The sequence below is a fragment of the Bradyrhizobium sp. CCBAU 53338 genome (genome assembly GCF_015291665.1).
In the GTDB taxonomy this organism is placed as follows: domain Bacteria; phylum Pseudomonadota; class Alphaproteobacteria; order Rhizobiales; family Xanthobacteraceae; genus Bradyrhizobium.
This window is the reverse complement of the sequence record NZ_CP030049.1, coordinates 794,652-816,183: the sequence shown is the minus strand read 5'-3', so window position 1 is coordinate 816,183 and position 21,532 is coordinate 794,652. Positions and strand designations below refer to the sequence as shown.

The 21,532-nt window shown below is 59.3% G+C and carries 16 protein-coding genes and 6 pseudogenes; 5 read left to right on the top strand and 17 right to left on the bottom strand.

All coding sequences use genetic code 11. The annotated features are described in order from the left end of the window. Nucleotides 1-72 precede the first annotated feature (72 nt). On the bottom strand, nt 73-399 hold the full coding sequence (gene mobC, locus XH90_RS39535; protein ID WP_237866544.1) for a plasmid mobilization relaxosome protein MobC: 327 nt from the start codon (nt 397-399) through the stop codon (nt 73-75). Nucleotides 400-1,015: 616 nt separating this feature from the next. Next, nucleotides 1,016-1,177, bottom strand: a complete 162-nt coding sequence (locus XH90_RS39530) for a hypothetical protein (RefSeq protein WP_232995580.1) — start codon at nt 1,175-1,177, stop codon at nt 1,016-1,018. A gap of 334 nt (nt 1,178-1,511) precedes the next feature. On the opposite strand from XH90_RS39530, the pseudogene XH90_RS38000 reads away from it, so the two are divergent. Further along, nucleotides 1,512-2,207, top strand: a pseudogene (locus XH90_RS38000) (transposase); the annotation flags it as partial. 113 nt (nt 2,208-2,320) lie between these two features. Here XH90_RS38000 and XH90_RS37995 read toward each other — a convergent pair. Further along, the gene (locus tag XH90_RS37995; protein WP_276575773.1) at nt 2,321-3,526 is read right to left on the bottom strand and encodes a sulfotransferase; all 1,206 of its coding nucleotides are present in this window, start codon (nt 3,524-3,526) and stop codon (nt 2,321-2,323) included. A gap of 898 nt (nt 3,527-4,424) precedes the next feature. Here XH90_RS37995 and XH90_RS39525 point away from each other — a divergent pair. Then, nucleotides 4,425-4,645, top strand: a pseudogene (locus tag XH90_RS39525) (helix-turn-helix transcriptional regulator); the annotation flags it as partial. 200 nt (nt 4,646-4,845) lie between these two features. Here XH90_RS39525 and XH90_RS37990 read toward each other — a convergent pair. The 9 genes and pseudogenes from XH90_RS37990 to XH90_RS37950 form a co-directional block, all read right to left on the bottom strand. After that, nucleotides 4,846-5,829, bottom strand: a complete 984-nt coding sequence (locus tag XH90_RS37990) for a hypothetical protein (protein WP_128929584.1) — start codon at nt 5,827-5,829, stop codon at nt 4,846-4,848. A 245-nt stretch (nt 5,830-6,074) separates the two neighbouring features. Further along, nucleotides 6,075-6,500 carry a WGR domain-containing protein gene (locus tag XH90_RS37985; protein ID WP_371746380.1) on the bottom strand — a complete coding sequence of 142 codons (426 nt, stop codon included), beginning with the start codon at nt 6,498-6,500 and terminating at the stop codon, nt 6,075-6,077. A 35-nt stretch (nt 6,501-6,535) separates the two neighbouring features. Further along, a complete protein-coding gene (locus XH90_RS40070) occupies nt 6,536-6,901 on the bottom strand; it encodes a hypothetical protein (RefSeq protein ID WP_128929585.1) in 366 nt (121 codons plus the stop codon). Nucleotides 6,902-6,984: 83 nt separating this feature from the next. Continuing rightward, a complete protein-coding gene (locus XH90_RS37975; RefSeq protein WP_128929586.1) occupies nt 6,985-7,659 on the bottom strand; it encodes a hypothetical protein in 675 nt (224 codons plus the stop codon). A 123-nt stretch (nt 7,660-7,782) separates the two neighbouring features. Then, nucleotides 7,783-8,337 (bottom strand): 3'-5' exonuclease, encoded by a 555-nt coding sequence (locus tag XH90_RS37970; protein WP_128929587.1) that lies wholly within the window; start codon nt 8,335-8,337, stop codon nt 7,783-7,785. Beyond that, nucleotides 8,334-9,500, bottom strand: a complete 1,167-nt coding sequence (locus XH90_RS37965) for a hypothetical protein (protein ID WP_128929588.1) — start codon at nt 9,498-9,500, stop codon at nt 8,334-8,336. Before XH90_RS37965 ends, XH90_RS37970 begins: the two co-directional genes overlap by 4 nt. Continuing rightward, complete coding sequence (locus XH90_RS37960; RefSeq protein ID WP_128929589.1) at nt 9,500-10,396, bottom strand: ATP-binding protein; 897 nt, start codon at nt 10,394-10,396, stop codon at nt 9,500-9,502. The genes XH90_RS37965 and XH90_RS37960 overlap by 1 nt, the downstream gene beginning before the upstream one ends. After that, the gene (locus XH90_RS37955; protein WP_128929590.1) at nt 10,393-10,893 is read right to left on the bottom strand and encodes a hypothetical protein; all 501 of its coding nucleotides are present in this window, start codon (nt 10,891-10,893) and stop codon (nt 10,393-10,395) included. Before XH90_RS37955 ends, XH90_RS37960 begins: the two co-directional genes overlap by 4 nt. Nucleotides 10,894-10,895: 2 nt before the next feature. Further along, nucleotides 10,896-11,835, bottom strand: a pseudogene (locus tag XH90_RS37950) (CBASS oligonucleotide cyclase). A gap of 212 nt (nt 11,836-12,047) precedes the next feature. Here XH90_RS37950 and XH90_RS37945 point away from each other — a divergent pair. Then, a complete protein-coding gene (locus tag XH90_RS37945) occupies nt 12,048-13,112 on the top strand; it encodes an XRE family transcriptional regulator (protein WP_128929591.1) in 1,065 nt (354 codons plus the stop codon). A gap of 1,796 nt (nt 13,113-14,908) precedes the next feature. Here the strand turns inward: XH90_RS37945 and XH90_RS37940 are convergent. Next, entirely contained in the window at nt 14,909-15,829 is a 921-nt protein-coding gene (locus XH90_RS37940; protein WP_128929592.1) for a nucleotidyl transferase AbiEii/AbiGii toxin family protein, read from the bottom strand. Next, nucleotides 15,816-16,613 carry a type IV toxin-antitoxin system AbiEi family antitoxin gene (locus tag XH90_RS37935; RefSeq protein ID WP_128929593.1) on the bottom strand — a complete coding sequence of 266 codons (798 nt, stop codon included), beginning with the start codon at nt 16,611-16,613 and terminating at the stop codon, nt 15,816-15,818. Before XH90_RS37935 ends, XH90_RS37940 begins: the two co-directional genes overlap by 14 nt. A gap of 315 nt (nt 16,614-16,928) precedes the next feature. Between XH90_RS37935 and XH90_RS37930 the strand changes: the two are divergent. Beyond that, nucleotides 16,929-18,204 (top strand): annotated as a pseudogene (locus tag XH90_RS37930) (DUF2130 domain-containing protein). 416 nt (nt 18,205-18,620) lie between these two features. On the opposite strand, the pseudogene XH90_RS39515 reads toward XH90_RS37930, so the two are convergent. Then, nucleotides 18,621-19,832 (bottom strand): annotated as a pseudogene (locus XH90_RS39515) (AAA family ATPase). Between the two features lie 125 nt (nt 19,833-19,957). Between XH90_RS39515 and XH90_RS37915 the strand changes: the two are divergent. Beyond that, nucleotides 19,958-20,300, top strand: a pseudogene (locus tag XH90_RS37915) (transposase); the annotation flags it as partial. Here XH90_RS37915 and XH90_RS37910 read toward each other — a convergent pair. Together XH90_RS37910 and XH90_RS37905 are read right to left on the bottom strand one after the other, a co-directional pair. Further along, nucleotides 20,210-20,605 carry an AAA family ATPase gene (locus XH90_RS37910; protein WP_164935606.1) on the bottom strand — a complete coding sequence of 132 codons (396 nt, stop codon included), beginning with the start codon at nt 20,603-20,605 and terminating at the stop codon, nt 20,210-20,212. The pseudogene XH90_RS37915 and the gene XH90_RS37910 sit on opposite strands and share 91 nt — an antisense overlap. A gap of 129 nt (nt 20,606-20,734) precedes the next feature. Continuing rightward, the gene (locus XH90_RS37905; protein ID WP_128929596.1) at nt 20,735-21,481 is read right to left on the bottom strand and encodes a restriction endonuclease; all 747 of its coding nucleotides are present in this window, start codon (nt 21,479-21,481) and stop codon (nt 20,735-20,737) included. Nucleotides 21,482-21,532 lie beyond the last annotated feature (51 nt).

Genomic DNA, 21,532 nt, shown 5'->3' with positions numbered 1-21,532 from the left:
GCGTTTCCCAAACATATGAGATCGGCGGAAGCTCGGAGGCCAGGTCTGCCGGCCGCGGCTTATGGCGCCGACTCATCGCCGCCCATCCCAATAATCCGCGTTGCCGTGCAGCGCATTGCGTAGTTGCGCGAGCTCTTTTTCGATGACCAACTGGGCCTCTTGAATTGCGGACAGATCGGGCTCGACCGCCCTGCCCTGCAGCACACTGGCGTTCGCTGCGCGCGCGATCTGATTGATGTTGCCGCCGATCTGGTTGAGCTCGCGAACAATCGCGCGGAGCGCCTCGTGCTCGCCTGGAGAATGCTGCACCGGTGATCCCAACCGCGAGCGCACCAATGCAACGATCCAGCCGGTTCGGGTCATGCCGCGCTGATGTGACACTTCCGCGAGCTGCCGCATCTCGCTCTCGCGAAATCGCACCGTCACCTTCTCCGGTCGCCCGACAGGCAGCACGGAGATGCGCGGCACTGGTTCAGCAAGTGCCTCAGCAATGAGACGCCGCAAGAGCGCGGATTTGCCGCCCTGGGTCGCTGCCAAAGCTGAGAACTCCGCAGCGACTTCGTCAGAGACGCGAAGCGAGATCAGAGCCATGCACTCCAATCCCAATCGCGATCTAATACATCGCTGGCGCGAAGCCTATCCTGCACTAGAAAAAGCGAATCCTTCCACTCCCTCCGTGTTGGTTCGAACCAACAGGCTCGGCATTCAAAGCTCGGGATTTGCTGCAGGTGAGATCCAACCCAGCCGACGATCGATGCGCAGAATTCCTCCGGGAATGGCGCCGCCGTCAGCCCCGGTGCTCTTATTCCACGAACGCCGCGCGTGGAGACCGGCAACATTGGCACCGGGTATGTGGACCGCGGCTTACCAGCAGCCTCCGGCCTCTCTACGGCGCTGTGGGGGGCGCGTTCGGCCTCCGGCTGCTGCGCTAACGCGCCATCCTTCGGATGGGAAATCCGCTCCGCCGGCATGCCAAGCGCAGCGGTCTTTCTGAGGAGACAGTCGAAGGCCAGCTTCATGCGAAAATGATCTCTTCGATGGTGATGGTCGATGCCGGCACCTCTTCCACTTCTTCTGCGCCATCGACCAACAGCACGGCATGGCGTGAGCCTTGAGACGCGAGCCGATCGACGAGAAGACAGCCCGCGCGATCTTGGTGGCGCACTCTGATCGTCACTGACGAACTCATTCGCTCATTTCGATGGACGGAAGACCTGGAGCTCTTCTCCGCGGCCGCCGTTACACGGTCTCTCTCTATGGGTCGCAATGCTACTTGCGGTGCGATCGGGCCTCGCGCCGATTGAGCTCCAGCGGCACCTTCGCTATCAGCATGGGAGCCCCCAACTCCGCTACGAATTTTGCGAGCCAGCTGGCGGGCGTGGGCGTCGGTGAAGCTCTCCTGTGCTGCACATATGGTCTCGACGGCGTTGGGCTGCTCACGCCAAGCCTGGTAGAGTTCATACACTGCACGGATTGACGAGCCCGCAAGCTTCGACCGGAGAAATTCCGGCATACCAGGCGGCGGGATCGCTCCTGATGGAAGCTGGGTTCATTGTCGCCCCGGCTTCTTCCTTCCCGTTCGCGTGCTATCACGATTGCATCGTCGGCTATTCCTGGAGCGCCTGCAGGCGGCGTTCGATGGCACCAAGCTCCAGTTGTTCGGCCATCTCGCGCACCTCGTCGAGCCAGCGGCATTCGCCCGCCATCTAAACGCCCTCCGCAAGGTCGAGTGGGTCGTCTACGCCAAGCGTCCCTTCGGCGGACCAGAACAGGTTCTGACTTATCTCGGGCGCTACACTCATCGCGTTGCGATCGCCAACGGCCGGCTTCTTACCTGTGAGCAGGGCCACGTCCGCTTCCGGTGGAAAGATTATCGCGCCGGGAACAAATCCAAAGTAATGACGCTCGACACTGAGGAGTTCCTTCGTCACTTTCTGCTTCACATATTGCCGAAGGGGTTCCGCCGCATCCGTCATTTTGGTTTCCTGGCGAACGCCTGCCGCGCCGCCAAACTCGCGCGCATCCGAGCGGCACTTGAAGCCCCGCAGCCACCTCCGCCTGCCGAAGCTGTCGACTATCGTGAGCGCTGCGCCATCCTCCTTGGTCACCGCCTCGACGTGTGCCCCATCTGCGGAGGCCGCATGGTCGAGATTGGGCCTGCGCCGCGTGCGCCGCCGCGACGCGCACCTCGCTGCGATACATCATGACCGACTACCTCGACTTATTCGCTCCCACTGCACGTCAAGCGACGCAGCAGCGCGCGCGGGAGGGACCTGTGGGCCGGTGGGGCGATCGGGCGCGCGGTGGTCACGCGTTTGTCCTATCGTCGGCCCGCCGGCGCAAGCTGTCGCCTCACCTCCGAGGACACGACCGCCGTGAGCTCCTCGTTCAACTGCGCCGCGATTGAATTTGCCACCCGCAGATTCTCTTCCTTCTTAGTGGCGGCCAGACGTTGCGCTTGCTGAAACACTGAGGCTGCGAAAGCAACCGCGGCGTGTTCCTCCGCTTGCCCACCACTATTATTGAGTTCGGCGGGGAGCTCGAACGATCCTCCCGTCTTGCCGTCCAGAAAATCCCAGCAGGTCCGAAATAAGTGGCGATAGCCTTGGGTTGCTTCCGGCCCCCTATCGACGACGCCGGCTTGCTTTGCGTACTGAAAATCCCGCTCATAACCGAGCTCTGTCAAGAGCTTCGCCCCAACCAGGTCGGTCACGACTTGCATCTCTTCGATGCTCAAGTCAGTTTGCCAAGCCTCCACTGAGCGGTCATCGACGGCCTTTCGCTCCAGGATCTTGCGATCTCCGAAAGTGCTGGAGCGGAGATAGTCCGTCTGCCCCCCCGGCGCCGATCCCGTCTCGGTCGGAGTGTAACCGAGGCCGGCAAGCACGCGCCGAATTTCGTCATCGGGGTGCGCCACAAGGGTCTCATAGTGGACCACCTGCGTCTGAGGTCGACTGCGGTATGCTGCTAGCGCAGGCAGGCCCAGGACAAGATCTGCGAGAGAAGATGCGATCGCGGGCGTGGGCTGGCCCAACGCGATATCGGCGAGACACGATGCGATGGCGGGCGGGGAACTTGCGGCCAGCAGAGGGACGCCCCATGTCGTCTTCAGTGATGCGGCGATGGCGTAGGGGTTACGCATGAGAACGAGACGCGGTGCTTCCGGATAAAGGGAATCCAAAAAGTCGAGCACCGTCCAATAGCGCGGCGTCTTGTCTATGAGAGTGCGTTTGCCTGCAGCAGCTAAATACTGGCAATAAGCTGCATCGGAAAAAGCGCGGGTAACGATCATCCGATCTATTCGCCCCAAGAACTGCGAGGTTGCGCTTTGAACCAATGATGCGCCGGCTGGGTGGCGGTGGTCGACTTTACCGAAGGCCTCAAGTGCCAACATGAGCCACGGTTCAGGCGGAGCCAAAATATCCGGGTGCCGCTGCAGCAAATGCGCTAGCAGCGTCGTCCCCGAGCGGGGAAGACCGAGCAAAAAGCACACCGCAGGCGCATGGCTTACATCGCGGTTCATCATTCAACAGCCTATCTTGGACAGACCGAGCGTCCGTCTTAAAACCTTCGTCCGGTAGAAAGAGACAACACCAGCAATGGCAATCCAGATAGGGTCAACCATCCCTATCCTCAGATGACGTGACATCCGCGAGGATGACATCATGCCGCGACAACATTCGATGGCCCTTGTGGCAGCTTTGGCTTGTTCGCTGCATGAGCGCCTACTGCGCGCTTCGGATGGACGCGCGCCATCTCCGATTGGCAATGCGTACGTAGATTGCCCGTTGTTCAGGTTTGTTGCAGATAGACCGTAACTCTCATCGATCCCATTCGTAGCGGAAATGGAAGACGACCCTATCCCTGTTTCGCATGATCTGGGTGCCATGAATTCAATCCATTTAGCCAGCCACAGCACCGCACCTGAGATCGGCTGCGCCCAGCTCCTTTCGGGGCCGGAGCCTCCAAGCATCGCCCCGCCGCGCGGAGCTAAGCCATATTGAGACCATCAGAAAAGCTATACCGTGGTTTATCGGAAATAAGCGGCAAAGCGACCGCGGAAGCCCGTCGCTTCGAGCCGCCACGATGCCATTCCCTCGCCAGCCAAAGAAGACGGTAGCTCATCTCGATGTCTAAGTGCGCCATCTGAACCCAATATCCGCCATTCGTAGGATCGGCAAAACTCAATAGTTTTGATGGAGCACATCCATACCGTGGATTGATGGCTTAACCGGCCAACGGCCTCTGCATCCAAAGAGACACGGCCGTGCTCTGCCTGTCATCTCGCAAGGAACAGAGCAGGGGTGCCGAAATCATTCCCGCATCTTCGGCATCCCCTTAAGCGCTCTTCTACTCCACACCATCATGCTCGTCGGCACGCGATCAGCCGCGCGAGCCCTCCAGAAGAGCAGGGAGCATCTCAAATGCCAGACCACCGCCGGCTGCCGCCGCGATACTTGCGGAGCCCCGAAGCGGCACGCTTTCTCGGCCTGTCCGCCGAACTTTGGAAAAGCATCGCACATACGGTACGGGGCCGACTTATCGCAAGCTCGGTGGGCTCGAAAACCTCGAAGCCTTGGTGGACCGCGGAGCCAAGAAATCGACCAGCGATCCCGGCACAGGAACGGTCTTGCTCGCAAAGCGGCAAATACCGCATTCCTTATGTGTCGCGCGCCATGGAAAACTGCCCCCCATATTGCCTCAGATGACAATGTTACCGAAGTCACCCTGGTGTCTTCTGGATCGACTGCCGCGAGTCGGAGCAAGCCGCTCGCGAAGCTCGCCCCCCAGAGCGCCGTAGCGAGCGAGCGGCTTGCGGTGCTTCAGCGAAAGAACCTGTCAGGATTAAATACGAAGGCGCGAAGCTTGGACCGATAGTGTGATCTCTGTGTTGCTGATGAGCTGTCGAGCGGCCTTTGATCGCCAATTCTTCACCAATCGCTGCACCGTGCGCCGCTGATGGCCGCTGAACCGACCGGGCGCATGCGCTTCCAGCAGGGAGAGAAGATCGACCGCAGACAAGTGCGGAGCTGCGGCGAGCCATTCCTCGATGATGGGAATGTATGGGTCGAGCATCGATGGCCGACGTGGCACAGGCTTGCGCCGCACATAGCGACGCCGATGAATGCCTCGCTGCTCACCCTGTTTCCAACCATCGCCGAGCTCTCGGGCAAAGGCCGCCAAATCACTGTGCCCCTGCGCGACAGTCATCGCTGACTTTCCAGCCCGTTGATCGACACGCTTACCCAACTCATTCTGAGCGTCCCGCATCTGTGCCAGCAATGCCACAGGATCAAGCGTCCGGTAAATCTCCCGCAGCCGACCTTTGAATGCCTCATTGAGCCTCGGGTGGACCAATGCTTTTTCGTACGGCGTAGCGGGAGGAAGATAGCACTTGATCATCTTGGCACCTTCGCGGTGCTTCTCCTTCAGCTTAAACGAGGGCTGGAAGAAATTGATGTATAGCCGGGCCGCCGCAAACAGGCGAACCAATGAACGGGCGGCATCAATGCCTTCAAACCGCCCGTAGCCCACCAGGCGGCGAACGATAGCTCCGTTCTTTTGTTCAACGAATGCCTGATCGTTCTTCTTGTAGGCCCTGGAACGAGTGACTTCGACATCGTGAGAACGGCACCACGACACGACCGTGTCGTTCATGAAGGCGCTGTCGTTGTCAAAATCGAGCCCCCGAACGGGCCAGGGAAATAGGTTCTGCGCGCTCGAGAGCTTCGACCACAAGAGCTGCTTCACGCACAACAAGCGGAAAGCATTCGGTCCACCCGCTGATCTGATCTCGCGCTTTGCGCGCATGCTGATCTTCCCTGCCATACCTGCCACCGAACTGATTCGGCAGCTCCGCCCCAGACACGGCAGAGAAGTTGTCCGGTAACATTTTTAGTGAGGCAATGCGGGGGGTCAGTTCCGGATGGCGGGAGCCGGTGACCATGTCGAATGACACATGCTCTGCTTGTGGGCAACAGCGCGGTCGACTCGATCTGTTTCACTCATTCCCGGCGATCTGGCGCCGCACGGATCCACGCCTCGCTTGAATAGCAACTGATGGAGCATTTCTATTATGGAGTTCGGTTGATCTCTCCTACTGAAACCATGACACTATTTAAATTCGCATAATTAATTATGGAATACTTTCGCAATTCTTGGAATATGGTCGAGTATGATCTCGGATTACTTTGATATACTTCCACTGACATTTTGTCCAGATCAGCCGACTTGTGGCGTGTCGCACGCCGGCTCCGAGCCCGGAAAGTGCCGCTGGACGTAACCGCGACGGGCGTTGCGCCTGAGCCAGGACTCAAGAGCCTCGACGGCTTGAACAGATCGAGTCGCCGTCGACCGCGCCCACCGAGACGGCCCCATTCGCGCACCAATGCCGTATCGCCAAAGAGCGTCGGCTCAATCGTGAGCACATAGAACCGCGCCATGTTACGGGCCGGATCGCGACGCTCGAGCACGAGATATTGCACGGTGAGTTCGGACATGCGCCAGAATCGCAGCCGCCGAATCGACCGTCCAATTAAATAAATGAATCGATCAGCGCCAACGATTCAAAAATTTCATGCTGACAACGAGACAGGTCGCGGCGAGGCTCGCGATGGGCGACTGAGCTGAGGCGCGCTCCGGCCTCGCTGGGTGGCAGCGTCTCCCCTGGAGAAGCCGTCTGAACAAGTTGCCATCGCATGGCCGCCAGGTAAATGGAGGGTTTCCTCCTCCGACCCCATGCGTTGCGCAAGACTTTCTCGACTTGCGCGACGAGCTTCGCCCTGTGCTCGGCAGGCAGTTTGTCCAGATTGATCTGCTTCCAGCGTATAGCCGGCAGGTCCGCCGCGCCAGGGACGCCCAGCAGGCTCCAATCCGGCTCGCCGCGCTTGAGGTCCGCCATCACGGCGAATGCGCAGGAGACATCGATATATTCTTCTCAACGGCTGCCTTCTCTGGATCCCAAACTAGAATCCAACACTGACCTTATCGGAATGCTTTGCGAGCTACCTTTTCAAGGTCTGCGGCCGCACTTGACGACCAGCCGTTCCGCTGAGCCCATCGGCGGACCTCAACTGGATCAAACGAATGCCCTTCCTGACGCAGCTGCGCGATTGTGCGCTCTGCGTGTTTCTTGTCTGAGGGATGATTGAGACCCGTACCCAAATTGACGGCTTGGGTCAGGCTCTGCAGCGCCTCCTCCACGGGCTCGGGCAAACTAACGGTCGGTGCCGGTGCAGTAGTGGCTCCTACGATCTGAGCTCCCCATGTCGCTCGCCAGTTTTTGCCGTCGGTATCGTTCCAAGGAAGGTAGACGATCGCTTGCGCGCCGATCGCATCGTCCAGCTTGTTCATGTCTTTGTCCGAGATGTGGCCGCCGATCAGCAGCCCATCTGACCAACTCCCCCGGGAGGTCTGCGCACTTTCCAACTTCATCTGAACGCCCTGCGCCACCAGAACGGGTTGCCCCTTGACGAGCGCCTTTACGACGTTCGGTCCGAGGAATTCGGCCACGATGGTCCGATCGAAGCCGCCCTTCTGCGGCACCACCAACGTCACGCTGGAGATATTCCTTTCCTTGCAAATTTCGAGGACGCTCTTGAAAGCGAGCCGGACCTGGTCCGGCGACCGCTCAACGACATATCGCGCGACTGATGCCACCTATTGTTCCCCTTTAATAGAAAAGCGACCGATCAAACGTAGTTGCTTTGCAAAAAGTTGCATCGCGAATGCGAGTGGTCCTTCGACAATGAGCGAGCGTCGCTTCATGTCTCCCGCCATGCTCTACCGATTTCCCAAGAGCTTGGTTCGAATGAGACTGAATAACTCGGCCTGATACTGCGCATCATGCAGGGCCTGATGATCGCCCTTCAACCGAGGCGACAGGCGCTCCGTCATTTTGCTCGATCGCGTATCGGCCCAATCGCACCCCGTCGCACCCATGAAAAGCGCCTTGATGTCCAAAGCCGTGAACCCGAATGGATTATCGCCCGTGAACCGATGGAAATAATAATTTACGAATGACCAATCGAACGGCGCGTTGAGCCCGACGAAGACGACCGAGCCGTCTTTTTCAACAAGCGCGTCGAGCCACTGCGCGAAGGCCCGCATCGCCTCCGCCGGTTCGAGCCCGTTCTTGGCAAGCTCATCCAGCGACAGGCCGGAAACCTGCAGGGCTTTCGGATCGGCATTGCGATTGATCGGCTTCAATTCGCAGGAGAAGGTCTTTGCCGGATCGTTGACAACGCAGGCGCCGATCGACAGAAGGCTGTACTCACCGGGGATCGGCCCGGCGGTTTCAACGTCGACTGAGACGAACACTTCGGTTTTACGCCTCATGAGATCAATGGCTCCGCCGGCACGAGCGAGGGTCGCGTGCGGATCGCCTGCCAATGTTCGCGGAAGGCGCGCCGGCGATCCTCGGCCGCGCCGCTGTTCTTCCAATGCAGGCCAGAGAGCGTGGTGATGTCAAACGGCAGGTCCGAGCCCTCACGCGCCGTCACCATAGTAGGCAGCCCGCGACCCAGAGCATATCCCAGCTCGAGGAAACAATTCGATCGTCCGCCGGTAATGTCGGCGATCACGACGGCGCTGCGGTGCAACTTGGCGAAGATTTCCTGATCGATACGGGCATGGTCGTGGGCTTGCCGGCCGTCGATGACGACGAGCCGGTAGCCAAGCTCGTTCTCGATCACCGGCTGCACGACGGTGTCGAAAAAGTCCTGCACGTCGGCATAGTCCGGCAGCGCCGGATTCAGCAGCCGCACCGCGAAGGCCTTTGGTCTTTCCAGGGACTCGAGCAGGTCGACGAGGACCGCGACGCGATCGGGGATGGACTGGCGCGGCGGAAACCGGATCTTGTTGAGCCAGTCATGGGCGTCGCCGTCATCCGCAACCTGGAACAGGCGGCGGGTTTGGCTGCTAGTCAATCCGAAGCTGTAGAGCCGGCGAGCGCCCGCCGTTTCCGGCGACACGGGAAGATTGAGGGGAATGATCGGCTTTCCGGCATCGTGGTAGAGATTTGCGAGGTAGAGGACCCCTTCCGTCCCCCCGAGCGCGACAAGAATATCGCCGAAGCGGGCCTGGGCTTCCATGCGCTTGCTGGCCATGTTCCAGTGCGCGGCGTTCTCGATCTTGACCATTGGCGAGCTGCGCAGCTCGTCCCATAGGTCGGCATACTCAGCCGGGACCTGATCTTCGCTCTTGTGGTGCTGCACGGCGACCGCGAGCGGGCCCGGAACATTCGCCGGGCGTGACGCGAGGCTCTCCCTGAGCGTCTTCCAGATCAGCCAGTCGAAGCAGATCGGAAGCCCGTCGGATTTGCGCAGAGGTTCAGCGTCGACAGGCACGACGAAATTCGCACCGCGACGGGCCAATTCCTTGACCAGCGCAGCAACGAGCTCGCGGGCCTGATTGACGTCGGCGGTCGAGGCGATGGCAAGGTCTTCGACGATGCTGCCGGCAATGTGGATGCGCCGGCCGAACAGAGGGGAGCGCGCCATCAGCGATCCTCCATCACCGGCGACGCGGTGATCGCCGCGGCGGCGAGCTTGAGTTGATCGAAGCGCAGTGGCCCGCTCGGGAAGGCCTTTGCCAGCGCGGCCGGATAGAGCCTCGTCCTGATATCCGAATAGGTCCAGGACGGCTTGCCTGCCCGCGCTCCGGTGGCTTCGACGAGCTGCGATAGCTGAATGGGCGTCAGAGACAACCCGGCCAGATCCATCGTGAGCAATTGGCGGCGCTCGTCGTCCGTTGGACGGCGGAACTCCTCGATGATGGCGGCGCGGCGGCACAAGGCAGGATCCAGGACCGACAGCCGGTTGGTGCACAGGATCACCACGATCCGGCCGCCGTACTGGCGCAGGTCATCGACGCCCTGAATGAGCGTGTTCACCGCTACCTTGTCTTCGTGGTGGCTGTGCTCCTGGGCGCGCGAGGCGGCGAGGCTGTCGCCTTCGTCGATGATCAGGACCGCGCGGCGGTGCTTGCCGGCCGATTGAATGACCTTCTTGAAGGCTTCCGCGATCAATGTTCCCATCTCGCCGACCATGCCGCTGCCGCGGACGCGGTTACTCAGCTTGAACAGGATCGAATCTTCGCTTCTGGCCTCGATTACCAACTTGTTGGCGATGCACTCCGCTGTTGCGGTCTTGCCGGTGCCGACATCGCCGTGAAAGATCACCAGCGGATACTGCTCGGCGACGAGATCGCAGATCGGAAGGCTCTTGCCGTGATTCTTGTGGCTCCAGCCCGCCAGCTCGCGGACATTCAGCAGCAGACGAAGCTGATCGTGGACCCGCGCATATCGGGTATCGAACCCCAGAAGGGTCTTCTCGCGTTTGGCCAGCGTATCGCTGGGCAGCGGCGTCTCGCTGTCGAAGATGCTGGGTTGACTCACGAGGCCCAATCCTTGCGCTGCATGCCATAGGCATTGCTGACATAGTTGCGGCCGCCAGCCGACGAGAGAGCGGCATGGCTGGTATCGTCGTAGCAGGTCACCCAACCGATCTTAAGCTTACCTTTCGTGGCTTCGCGTGCGGCACTGGTGTAGTCGTCGGTGTAGCTCAGCACGACACGAAGCTTGGCCCCTGCGACCTTCGGCCAAAGAACGCCGCCGGGCCGGCTCGTAGACAGCGAGCCGGCGTCGGTATCGACTTCGAACCTGACGGCCTTGATCTCGACCCCACTGCTGATCAGCGTGACGTCGACCCATTTGAGGTAGCCGTCCTTGGCCAGGACCTCGATGTCATGGGCGTAGTTGCGAGCCTCCTCCGGAGTCCAGCAGCCGGTGCTGTCCGCGATCATCACGAGATCGGCGTTGACGCGCCGAACGACGTTCTCGATGTCGACGTAGGTGTAGGTCGCGCTCGCGCTTCTGACCTGGGTCATGCTCATCTTCAGTCCTCCGTCTTGAATCGAGGGCCGAAGATCTCCTTCCAGACCTCATTGTCGTTCTCGGCCGATGCAAAATTGGACGTCTCCCAGGCCTCCTGGGCGGCGGCGACGATCTGTTTCCGCTCGTCCTCGGAAATCCGGCTGGTCACGTTGTTGAGGCTGTAGACCGGATCGAGAATGACCACCGGATCGCAGAACGTCGTGAATGGCGCGACATTCTCGGGAAACTTGATCTCTTCCTTCAACTGCGACTGCGCGACGTAGAGGAGGAAATTGCGAAAGCGCTGTTCGATGCTTGCACCGTTGCCCTGCTTGGCGAGGACATGCGCCATGATCAGCTCGATGGCGAAGGACTTCAGCGGCTTCAGTTCCGCCTGGTTGCGCCACTTCTTGGCCATGCGCACCAAGGTGCGGAAATCCGCGTCCTGGTCCTTGCGATCGCGGACGAACTTGATCTGGCAAGGCGCGCAGGTCTGCGTCTTCGTGCCGTCGTGAATGTCGAACTGCCAACCGTAGCCGGCGCGGTTCTCGTCTTCGATGACCGGCACGATATCAACGCTGAGGCCCGTGCCCACGAAGGTGACGGTCGCCGCCTTGCGCTGGATCTCAAAATCCTCGACCGACTTGTTCGGATACTGCTTGATCAGCAGCGCGTAGATCGTGTCGTTCAGGCTATCCAGCGTCTCCTTGCTGACGTCTCGGCCAGAAATGTAAAAAACGACATCGACATCGACCGGATCGACAGCGGTCTTCCGCAGAATCGTGTATTTGGCGAAGGCCGGCCTTCACGACCTTAGTGATCTTGATCTCGGTCTTGTCGCGAACGGTCTTGCGGAGTTCATCGATCAAGCGATCGACCTGCTCGTGGTATTCCTTGCGCTTGTCGGCAGGCAGGCGCAGCACGTTGCTGTCGTAGTACCGCAGTTGAGTATTGTTCAACATCGCTGCTCGATTCCTGCTGGTCGGTTTCGCCGGCGGCTGGCGCAAAAGTACGCCACAGTGGAACTTGTCCGACCCAGACCGGTTTACAAATCCGGGACAATGGAGCGGTATGCGGGCCATATAGGCTCAATTTTCCGCGCATCAAGGGTTTTTGGTTTACAAATTTGTGCCCATATCGTACTTCTGTAAACTGAGACGCAAAGGAGGCCCAGATGATCGGACACAAGCTTAAGGTCGCACGGTCGGCCTCGGGCCTGTCGTTGCGTGGCCTCGCTGACGCCATGGATGGCATCGTATCGGCCCAAGCCATTGGCAAATATGAGAGAAACGAGGATATGCCGAGCTCGCGGGTGCTGATCGCCTTGGCGGCGACGCTCCACGTGACGGAGGATTACCTGCTCAGCGAGGACGAACTTGCCCTTGAGGGCGTCGAGTTCCGCAAGAAGGCGGGCACGTCGTTCCGGGAAGAAGCCGCCCTCGAAGCCCGCGCGATTCACATGCTGGAGCGCTATCTCGCGATCGAGGACCTGCTCCAGATGCGCAGCATCGATTGGGAGCAGCCACGCAGCGCACCACATCCGGTGGCCGATGTCCGGGACGCCGAAGATGCGGCTCGCTCTGTCCGCGAAGACTGGGGTTTGGGAAACGATCCCATCCCGCAGCTCGCCGAGCTTCTGGAGGAGCGCGGGATCAAGATCCTGTCGCTCGATCTCGACGATATCGACGGGCTTGCCGCCAAGGTGCGACGCAAGGACCGCAACGCTGCGCGAGTAATCGTCATCAAGCAAAGCACGTGGTCGGAGCGGAAGCGCTTCAATCTCGCCCATGAGCTCGGTCATATGGTGCTGGCCCCATCCCCCGGCGTCGATGAGGAAAAGGCGGCGCATCGGTTTGCCGGCGCCTTCCTGATGCCGGCCGACGTCCTTCGGGCCGAAGTTGGGGTCAGCCGATCGTCGATCAGTCTTGGCGAGCTGGTCGCGCTCAAGAAGCGTTTTGGCGTCAGCATCCAGGCCATCGCCTATCGCTGCAAGGATCTCGGCATCATCAGCCAGTCCGCTTTTGGCCGGCTGTTCAAGATCTTCGCGGAACGGGGATGGCGGACGGCGCCCTATGAAGAGCCAGGCCGGATGAAGCCTGAACTCGAGGAGCCGAAGCGCTTCGAGAGGCTTTGCTATCGTGCGCTGGCCGAACGAGTCATCGGCGAAGCCCGGGCCGCTGAACTGCTGGGAATAACGGTTCGCGAACTGGACGCTCGTCTGGATCAAGTTGCGGCGTAAGCACCTTGGCGGTCCTCGTTTCCGATACCTCGGTTTTGATCGATCTGGAGCGAGGCGCCTTGCTCGAGGACCTGTTTCGTCTCCCTTTTGAGTTTGCGGTCCCCGACCTGCTCTTTGTTCGAGAGCTGGCCGGGGACCTGGGCGATCGCCTTACTGCGCTCGGCCTACGGGTCGAAGAGCTGTCCCCGGCAGAATTGACCCGCGCGACGACAGTCCGCGGCAACGCGCTCATCTCTCCACGCCGGACACGTTCGCGTTTGCCATCGCGGAGGCCCGCCAATGGACGCTTCTGACCGGCGACGGAGGGCTGCGCGAGTTGGCGACCTCGGTCGGGCTGCAAATGCACGGCGTGCTATGGATTTTCGACCAGCTCGCCGACGGCAACCACTGCGAACTGAGCCGACTGCACGCGGGTTTAACTGCCATTTCCAGGCATCCTCGCTGCCGGCTTCCAACGACGGAAGTTCGGCGACGACTGACCCGGTTCGGCGCGTGAACGATCCACCACGCCCCCCCCCCGAAGACGACCGCGAAAGCGCCGAGCTCACGCCAGAGGTCGTATCCATACCCCCTGCCCGCCGGGACGGTCTCTGGACCATCGAAACCGGCGGCGCAAAGTCAATAGGCGCAAAATCCCTCGACGCTCGGCCTAGGTCCCGAGGAGGTTGGACCATTCTCCTTCATCAAGAGGAAGAAGTTTCATTTTGCCATCAAGCCCGACATGCAACTCAGACCAAGGGCTGCTGTCGCCCTGGCGCGCCAGCTGTCGACGAGGGAGTTTTAGGTCGATGGCGCGATAGACTCTCGCACTTCAATGCTAACGAAGGGCAACATCGTTCCTGGCGAACGCGAACCTCATAGGCGGCTCGCCGCTTTCTATCGGTCGTAGTGTTTGCCGCCGGTGCTGATTTGATAAAGGGTCGCCGAATAAGGAAGACGCAGGAGAATGGGACCTTCCTTCGTGACCTTGCCGAGGACGGCAGCCTGGCACAGGAGGCTGACACCACCCATTGTTCGGTCGCAAAAGGCGTCCGCGCTGTCGATAAAGTTCAGCTTTGTAAGGCGAGCTATGACGACGGTCCGCCCCTCGGGTAACGCGCCAATAGGCTGGACAACAAAGATGGTGATGAACTGCGCGCCAATGATGAGCGCTAGAAGGAGCGCACCAATACCGAGTCAGGCTTTCACCCTCCCCTCCGTCTACCTTGAATAATCTATTTCGGCATACTCGGCGCCGACCCGGGTCGCCATGATCAGGCTTCTCACCCGAGGTGGCGAATCCGGCTTGCAACATCGACGCGCGTTCAGCGGATAGGCGCATCGCGCGCCTTTTCTCGAGCAAGCTACGATCGGCAAAGACGATGTGGGCAAATCTCGCCAAGCCTGCCTCGCGCATCTTCTTGCCGCCAGAGGCGGTGATAAAGACGAGAACGATATTGCGGTTCATGCCCTCAATGCGCAAATCCGACAAACACAACAGCGAGCATTTCTGAGCGTCTGCTGTTGGAATAGGTGGTAGCCATTTTGGCGGCCGCGTGTCGTATGGTGGAGACCATCATACCTCTAGCCACGGCGGGACTTACATCGGCGGCTCGGGCTCTTCTCATAAAGGCGGCTCCTACCGAAATCCAAGCACCGGAAACGTGTACGGCACGCATAGGTAGGCGCGTCCACTGTTCGATAGGCGGCTGAGCTGAAGCCCGCAAGCTCTGGGCTCGCTGGGTGGCGGGCGTACCCCAAAAATTCTCTCAACAAGTTGCTACGAGCGTGCTCGACTGAGATCCCCTCCTCCGACCTCAGGCATTGCGCAAGACCTTCTCGAGCTGCGCGACGAGCGTCGCCCTGTGCTCGGCAGGAAGCTTGTCCAGATTGATCTGCTTCCAGCGCACCGCCGGCAGGTCCGCTGCGTCAGGGACGCCTAGCAGGTTCCAATCCGGCTCGCCGCGCTTGAATCCCATGAGGAAGTCCTTGCGAGCTTGCCGCATTTTTCCCGCGATTTCGGCGATCAGCGTTTCCCGGGTTTTGAGCAACTCGTCCAGGGTCACTTCATCGGCGGTCATGCCCTCAAAGCCGTGCGTGAATTCGTGCTGGATGTCCTTGCGACGAGGAACCACGACCTCGGAGATCGGCCGGTCATGGCTGATGAGGTAGACAATGAACGCTTTGCGGAGATCGTCCGTGATGCCTTCGTTGGCGAGCAGATCGCGGACATCGAAGAGGTCGCGCGGATGCTGCCGGTCGAGCGCCGCGACAAGCTTGCCGGCGTATAGATCGGCGAACGAAACGACTTTCATCTGCGCGAAGCCGAACGTCTCTTCGACGCTCGGCGACACGTCGCGCAGCTCCGGCTCGAAGACGCAGCCCCTGATCACCGGCGTGATCTCGATCTTGATCTGCGCGTCGCCTTTCTGGACGGTCAGCTTGGTGACGATCTTTTCACGGGGATTGACGACTTCCGTCAGCCGCGCGCCCGGCAATCCTTTCCTTATGGCCTCTGTCATGCGCTTCATCGCCGCATCTATCGCCGCAAGAGATTCGGGACGCGGAGCCACCGGCAGATATGTCAGGTCGATATCGACCGATAGGCGCGGCATATCTCGGTGGAAGAGATTGATGGCGGTGCCACCCTTGAGCGCAAAATCGGGCTCCGCCGCGACGAACGGGATCGTCTCGATCAACAAGGCCACTTGATGCCGATATTTTTCAGACAGGGGCATTGAGGTCGTCTGGGATGGTTATGAGGTATTTGGTGTCGAGTTTGCCGCCCTTGACGAGCATGCGCTTTCCCGTGCCGAGATTGACTTTCGACTTGTCGATCTGTTTGAGCCAAGCGTGCTGATGTCGCTCCGCGAACCAGAAAAACAATCGTTTGACCTTGACGCTTTTGCAGTCGTTCAGAAGCATTTGCAGCCGCCGGGGGCTCAGGCTCCTCAAGCCTTCCGCCAGTGCATCGACGTGATGGAAGCTTTCGTGGCGGGGCAATTCGTCGAGCAGTTCGAGAAACGCGCGTTCGGGCGTCGATACCGTGAGAGGCCAGTCGAATGGTCCCGGTATTTCCCGCGTTGTCCCCGACTCTGATGTGGGCAGGCTCCCGTGCGTTTTGAACAGGCTTTGCGTGCGGTGAACGCGGAATTTCTGTTTGAGCGGAAGTTTGCCGAGCCAGCCGGGAGCAGACCGCGTTCCGTATAGATGTATGGTCGAAGGACCCGTCTGGCTCAGGTAGTGGCCGAAGCCTTGCACTTCGATGGCGGTGCGTCCGCCAACGACGAAGTCGGAGCCGAGCAATCGCTGGAGTGACACGACGGCGCCCTGCCAGGAGAGTTCACCGAGCGGGCGCTTGAAGGTTCCCCGCGCCGGCTGAACGAGCCAGCCGGCCGATACGTATTGGCTGCGCAAGCTGGTGGAATATCCATGTCGTTCCATCCAGGCGGCATCGACCAGAAGTCCCTGCGGAAGGGTCCTTTCGAGCCTGTTTAGCTTTCTGTCCTTTTGCTCAGCCATACTAAGTAAACTAGCGCATATTCAAACTATATCCAAGGTTTAAGTTCTATCCATTTCCCATGGCCAGACTAAGTAAAATCGTCGTCATACAAACTCACCTCGGGATCCAAAGTTGACGCGCGTTCCTATTTTGTTCTATTCTGGACTACATTCGTGCGAGGCTGCTCGTGCACGCGTTCGGGTAGATCGACGTGTCGGTGGAAAACCCGCCGGCCAAGGTCGAAATCGACGACGCGTATGTGGACATGAAGTCGAGCGACATCGCAATCACGCACAGATCATGTTGAATCCGGTTGCAACGATGATGGGGAATTCATGAGTTTCAAAGCAACCGGCGCTTCGCACGAGGCGACCCTACATTGCCCCAACTGCAATCACGAGATCCGTCTGACGGAGTCATTGGCCGCTCCCCTCCTCGCTGAAACCCGTCAGCGCTTTCAACAGCAGCTGGCCAGCAAAGATGCAGAGATGGAGCGTAAGACAGAGGCACTGCGGCTGGAACGCGAGCAGGTCGCTAAGGACCGCGAGCAAATCGAGGATCACGTTGCGAAGCGATTGACCGCCGAACGTGCCCAGTTGGTCGCGGCCGAAAGCAAGAAGGCGCGAGAGGCGGCCGCCGCCGAGCTGCAGGCGAAGGAAGCGGAAGCTGCGGAGCTGCGAGCCAACCTGCTTACCAACAACGCAAAGCTTGCCGAGGCCCAAAAACAGCAAGCCGAACTGATGCGACAGCAGCGCGCACTCGAAGAGGAAAAGCGCGAACTCGACCTGACAATAGAGAAGCGCGTGCAGGCCTCAATCAGCGAAATCCAGATCAAGGCCAGGCACGAAGCCGACGAGGCTGCGCGCTTGCGCGTTGCCGAGAAAGACCAGACCATCGAGTCGATGACGCGCACGATCGAGGAACTTAAGCGAAAGGCCGAGCAGGGATCACAGCAATCCCAAGGGGAAGTGCTCGAACTCGAGCTCGAAGATCTTCTGCGCGGACGCTTTCCGACAGATTCGATTGAGCCGGTGGGAAAAGGTGAGCTCGGGGCGGACGTAATTCAGCAAGTAAATGGTGCTATCGGCCAATCTGCCGGCATCATCCTTTGGGAAACTAAACGCACCAAGGCATGGAGTGACGTGTGGCTCGCCAAATTACGTGACGACCAGCGCCGTTCCGGCGCCGACGTCGCTCTGATCATCTCCCACGCGCTGCCGAAACAAATCGAGCAATTTGACCTCGTCGACGGCGTATGGGTGGCTCATCCGCGTTGCGCATTGCCGGTCGCCGTGGCGCTCCGCCAGGGTCTGATCGACGTGAGCAGCTCACGCCTCGTTCAGCAGGGCCAGCAGACCAAGATGGAGCAGGTCTATCACTACCTGACAGGCACGAAGTTTCGACAGCGGGTCGAAGCTGTCGTTGAGAAATTCAACGATATGCGCGAGGATCTCGACAAGGAGCGCAAGTTTATGGGCCGGCCAATGGGCCAAGCGGGAAACCCAAATCCTGGCCGTCATCGATTCGACCGTGGGCATGGTCGGCGACCTGCAGGCAATTGCCGGCAAGGCCATGCCGGAGATTCCCAGCCTAGATGCTCCGCTGTTGTAGAACGCTGTCGAGGCCGAACGGAAAACTGGGTGATCCGTCCCCTACCCTCTTTGCGCTGCATCCAGCGATTGGGCTCGATCGCCATTGATGGCGAATACTAAAGCGGAAAACGATCAGCTGTTGCGACGATAGATAAAGGTGACCGGCTTCAAACGGTCGTTCTCTGGCTTCCACGGACGCTGCAAGTCGATCTTTCCCCCTGATTTCTTGCGTCGGCCCAAGGTGATACCGTGAAGGACAAACAGCACGCAGTCGTGCAGTGGATTCTGCGCGTGCCCTTACTTCGTTCGCCGTCAGCACGATCTGCTCACCAGCCGTCGTGGTCTAGTCGGCCAGGCAACAAGGTCCTTGCCTCCGAACTGGACCACTTTAGCATAGCTGTGTTCTTTGCGCCGGGTTGGAACTGCGACAAGGGTTCATCGGCATAGTCGTTGCAGCCCAGCCAGATGGGTAGGGTCTACGGCCTCCATCATCGCGATCAAGGCCGCCGTGGCAGCCTTACTCTCCTCCAGCGTCATAGAGGAAAACCCGATTAGGTCATCGATGTTATCGGAGTGCGATTCCAGTTGCACGAGACGTTCCAGCGCGGCCAGGCGCTCGCCGTCGAGCGTAGCATGATCTTTTCGCAACTGGCCCATCTTCGAAGCGAAACCTGCACTTCCCGGGCACCGGAACGCTAAGAAAACGTCGAGCACTCGCCGAAGTACATTCGGCATCATGTAGGCGTATTCGTAGTCTGGATCTGCGCTGGCGTTGAACTTCAGGACGTGATCCACCAAGTAGTGGTATTCAGACTCATCCTCACGGAGCAGCTTTGACATCTCAACAATAGCTGTTGAGCGTCCGTCCAGCCCTTTTGGAATTTTGACATCTAAAAACAGGAGGCTTGCCGTAGGCGGGGTCGCTTCGTTGCGAGGTTTGTGGAAACCCTTCCAGGCTTTCTTGAACTCGTTCATGCAGTTTTGGTTGTGTGTCAAAACGAACACCTGAGCTGCATTCCCAAGCCGACTTAAAAGAAGGGAACACGCTTAGTTCAACGCTCTGCTGTCCAGGCTAGAAATCGGATCATCCACGACGAGGATACGGTCCTTGATCGAACGCCCTTCAGCCTCAAGCCTTGAAAGGAAATAGCAGAGTGCGATCGCCGTCTTCTCCCCTTCGCTAGGACTGCTGTCTATCGGCCTACCGCGACGGTGGATTTCATAGCCTTTTTCTACGCTTGCAATAGAAAGTTCCTTGTGGCCAAGGTAGGCCTCGATCAAGCGATTGATTTTCTCCGCAGCCTGACCGTGCTCTTTGATCCGAGATCGCAAGTCCGTGGCTTGCTCTTGAAGTTGATTGTAACTGAGCGTCCTAGCATCAACGTCCGTTTTGGCTTCGCTCACCGCGTCGCACGCGTTCTGAAACTCCTGGGATTTGTCAGCCAAATGGTGGCGCCTCAGAGCAAGACGGGCTTCATCCTGCCGTTGGGTGAATTGCGCGAAGGTCTCGTTGTGCTGCTTGATGGCAGCGTTGAGCGTGCCCACCCAGGCGTTTACCAAGCCCAACGTCACGGCGATCGTCTCGTCGTCGTTCCACGCCAGTTCCTCCCGTAGCGCAATTGTCGGTCGGGCTAACTTTGCGTCGATGGCGGCAACCGCCGGACTGAGAACTGTCTCGACCGCTTCTAGCAGGCTGCTGAAAAAGTCGTTTCGTGAGGCGGCTGGAGTGTGATTCTGTGCATGCGGTTGATTCCTTTCGATTGAGGAACGGGATGCGCGGCGAAGATGAGCATGCGGAACGCCTTTTTAGCTACGTGCGGCTGGAGACCCGGATCCCGGCGGACCATCCGCTGCGAGCGATCCGGGAACTCGTTGATGCGGCGCTGAAGGATTTGTCGCGGTCGTTTGATCGGCTGTATGCCCGCGAAGGACGGCCATCGATCCCTCCGGAGCGGCTGTTGCGAGCGCTGTTGCTGCAGGCGTTCTACACGGTGCGGTCGGAACGGCATGATGGAGCAGCTTGACTACAACCTGCTGTTTCGCTGGTTCGTCGGCTTGTCTGCGGACGATTCGGTGTGGGACGCGACCGTGTTCTGCAAGAACCGCGATCGGCTTCCCTGCCGCAGCTCTGTTGAGACTGTACGAGCATGCGCACGCTTGAAGTTTGCTAGCTGTTGCTCCTTTGCGCGAAAGAGCGCTTCTGCCGCGATCTTGCGTTCGTTGGCAACCGGTAGCGCTGCCTCCTTCTTTGCAAGCTCGGCGGCTAACTCGGCCTGTTCTCGGCCGATGTAGAAGACGGGTTTGGCCCGACCAGCCGACCATTGCAGATTCAGGTCGATGAAATCTTCATTGAAGACTGCAAGGCGATTGCTCAAGCTATTGCCCGCACCCGCCTTTACCGTCGTTCCTTCGCTTGTCACAAACTCGAACTCGCAACCAGCGGGTACCCGCAGCTATACCCGCTACATGCGTGTCGCTAAGCTGAAGTCGGTCTGATCAGTCGGAGACCGACACTGCTTCAACTGTTCGACAGATGGTTCAATGCTGGCTTACTTGTTGCGATCTCTGACCGCGCGGAATTTCGCAATCGCCGCTTCTCCATGGTGAAGTGTGGCGTCGAGAAGATCGCGATAACCCACGGCGCTCATGATATCCGTGGGAAGCCCCTTATACTTCTCGGTGGGATCGGGAATATTCTTGAGCGGCAGCGGTGGATAACTGCTATGGCGGAGAATCCTCGAATAAGTAGCCATCGACATCGCGAACCAGCCGAGGGGATCGAGCTCATCCTTCAATTGAAGATATTCGTTTTGATCGGCCTCAGGCCAATGGGGAAACGAGGGCGGCAGGAACGGCTCGGAAAAGCCCATCAGCGGATCGAGCTTCGCTGTGATCACCGGAGTGAAACAATTTTCGAGCCAACTCGGCTCGAACGCGTTCTGAAACTGATCCCAGGTGACCAACTCGACATTTGTCATCTGCGCGGCATCGCGGGCTCCCGACTGAAAGCCCGAACTCGAGATGATGTAGCCCTTGTGGGCGCCGACATCCGTCATCACGCTGCGAAAGGAATGAACCACGGTTTGGGGAACGGCGGCCCTCCAATGCTTGCACCCACAAAGGATGATGTATTTTCGTCCTTTCAGAGTTTCCTCGGCATAGACGTCGATTTCCGCTTGGCCACGAACAAGCTTCACCTTTTTTTCGATTTCGACGGCAAACCCGCATTCCGCCAAGATGCGTGCGGACTGTTCCTGAAGATCTTGCCAGCTTGAGGGGGTTCTCGATGTGATCATGCGAAAGGCGATTGAATGAACATAGCCGACGATGGACAGGGCGGCGGCGCA

What these genes read in the sequence shown, in the direction of transcription:
- mobC (WP_237866544.1), bottom strand. Translation starts at nt 399, where the DNA reads ATGCGGCAGCTCGCGGAAGTGTCACATCAGCGCGGCATGACCCGAACC.
- XH90_RS37995 (WP_276575773.1), bottom strand. Translation starts at nt 3,526, where the DNA reads ATGATGAACCGCGATGTAAGCCATGCGCCTGCGGTGTGCTTTTTGCTC.
- XH90_RS37990 (WP_128929584.1), bottom strand. Translation starts at nt 5,829, where the DNA reads ATGGCAGGGAAGATCAGCATGCGCGCAAAGCGCGAGATCAGATCAGCG.
- XH90_RS37985 (WP_371746380.1), bottom strand. Translation starts at nt 6,500, where the DNA reads ATGTCCGAACTCACCGTGCAATATCTCGTGCTCGAGCGTCGCGATCCG.
- XH90_RS40070 (WP_128929585.1), bottom strand. Translation starts at nt 6,901, where the DNA reads ATGGCGGACCTCAAGCGCGGCGAGCCGGATTGGAGCCTGCTGGGCGTC.
- XH90_RS37970 (WP_128929587.1), bottom strand. Translation starts at nt 8,337, where the DNA reads ATGAGGCGTAAAACCGAAGTGTTCGTCTCAGTCGACGTTGAAACCGCC.
- XH90_RS37965 (WP_128929588.1), bottom strand. Translation starts at nt 9,500, where the DNA reads ATGGCGCGCTCCCCTCTGTTCGGCCGGCGCATCCACATTGCCGGCAGC.
- XH90_RS37955 (WP_128929590.1), bottom strand. Translation starts at nt 10,893, where the DNA reads ATGAGCATGACCCAGGTCAGAAGCGCGAGCGCGACCTACACCTACGTC.
- XH90_RS37945 (WP_128929591.1), top strand. Translation starts at nt 12,048, where the DNA reads ATGATCGGACACAAGCTTAAGGTCGCACGGTCGGCCTCGGGCCTGTCG.
- XH90_RS37940 (WP_128929592.1), bottom strand. Translation starts at nt 15,829, where the DNA reads ATGCCCCTGTCTGAAAAATATCGGCATCAAGTGGCCTTGTTGATCGAG.
- XH90_RS37935 (WP_128929593.1), bottom strand. Translation starts at nt 16,613, where the DNA reads ATGGCTGAGCAAAAGGACAGAAAGCTAAACAGGCTCGAAAGGACCCTT.
- XH90_RS37905 (WP_128929596.1), bottom strand. Translation starts at nt 21,481, where the DNA reads ATGATCACATCGAGAACCCCCTCAAGCTGGCAAGATCTTCAGGAACAG.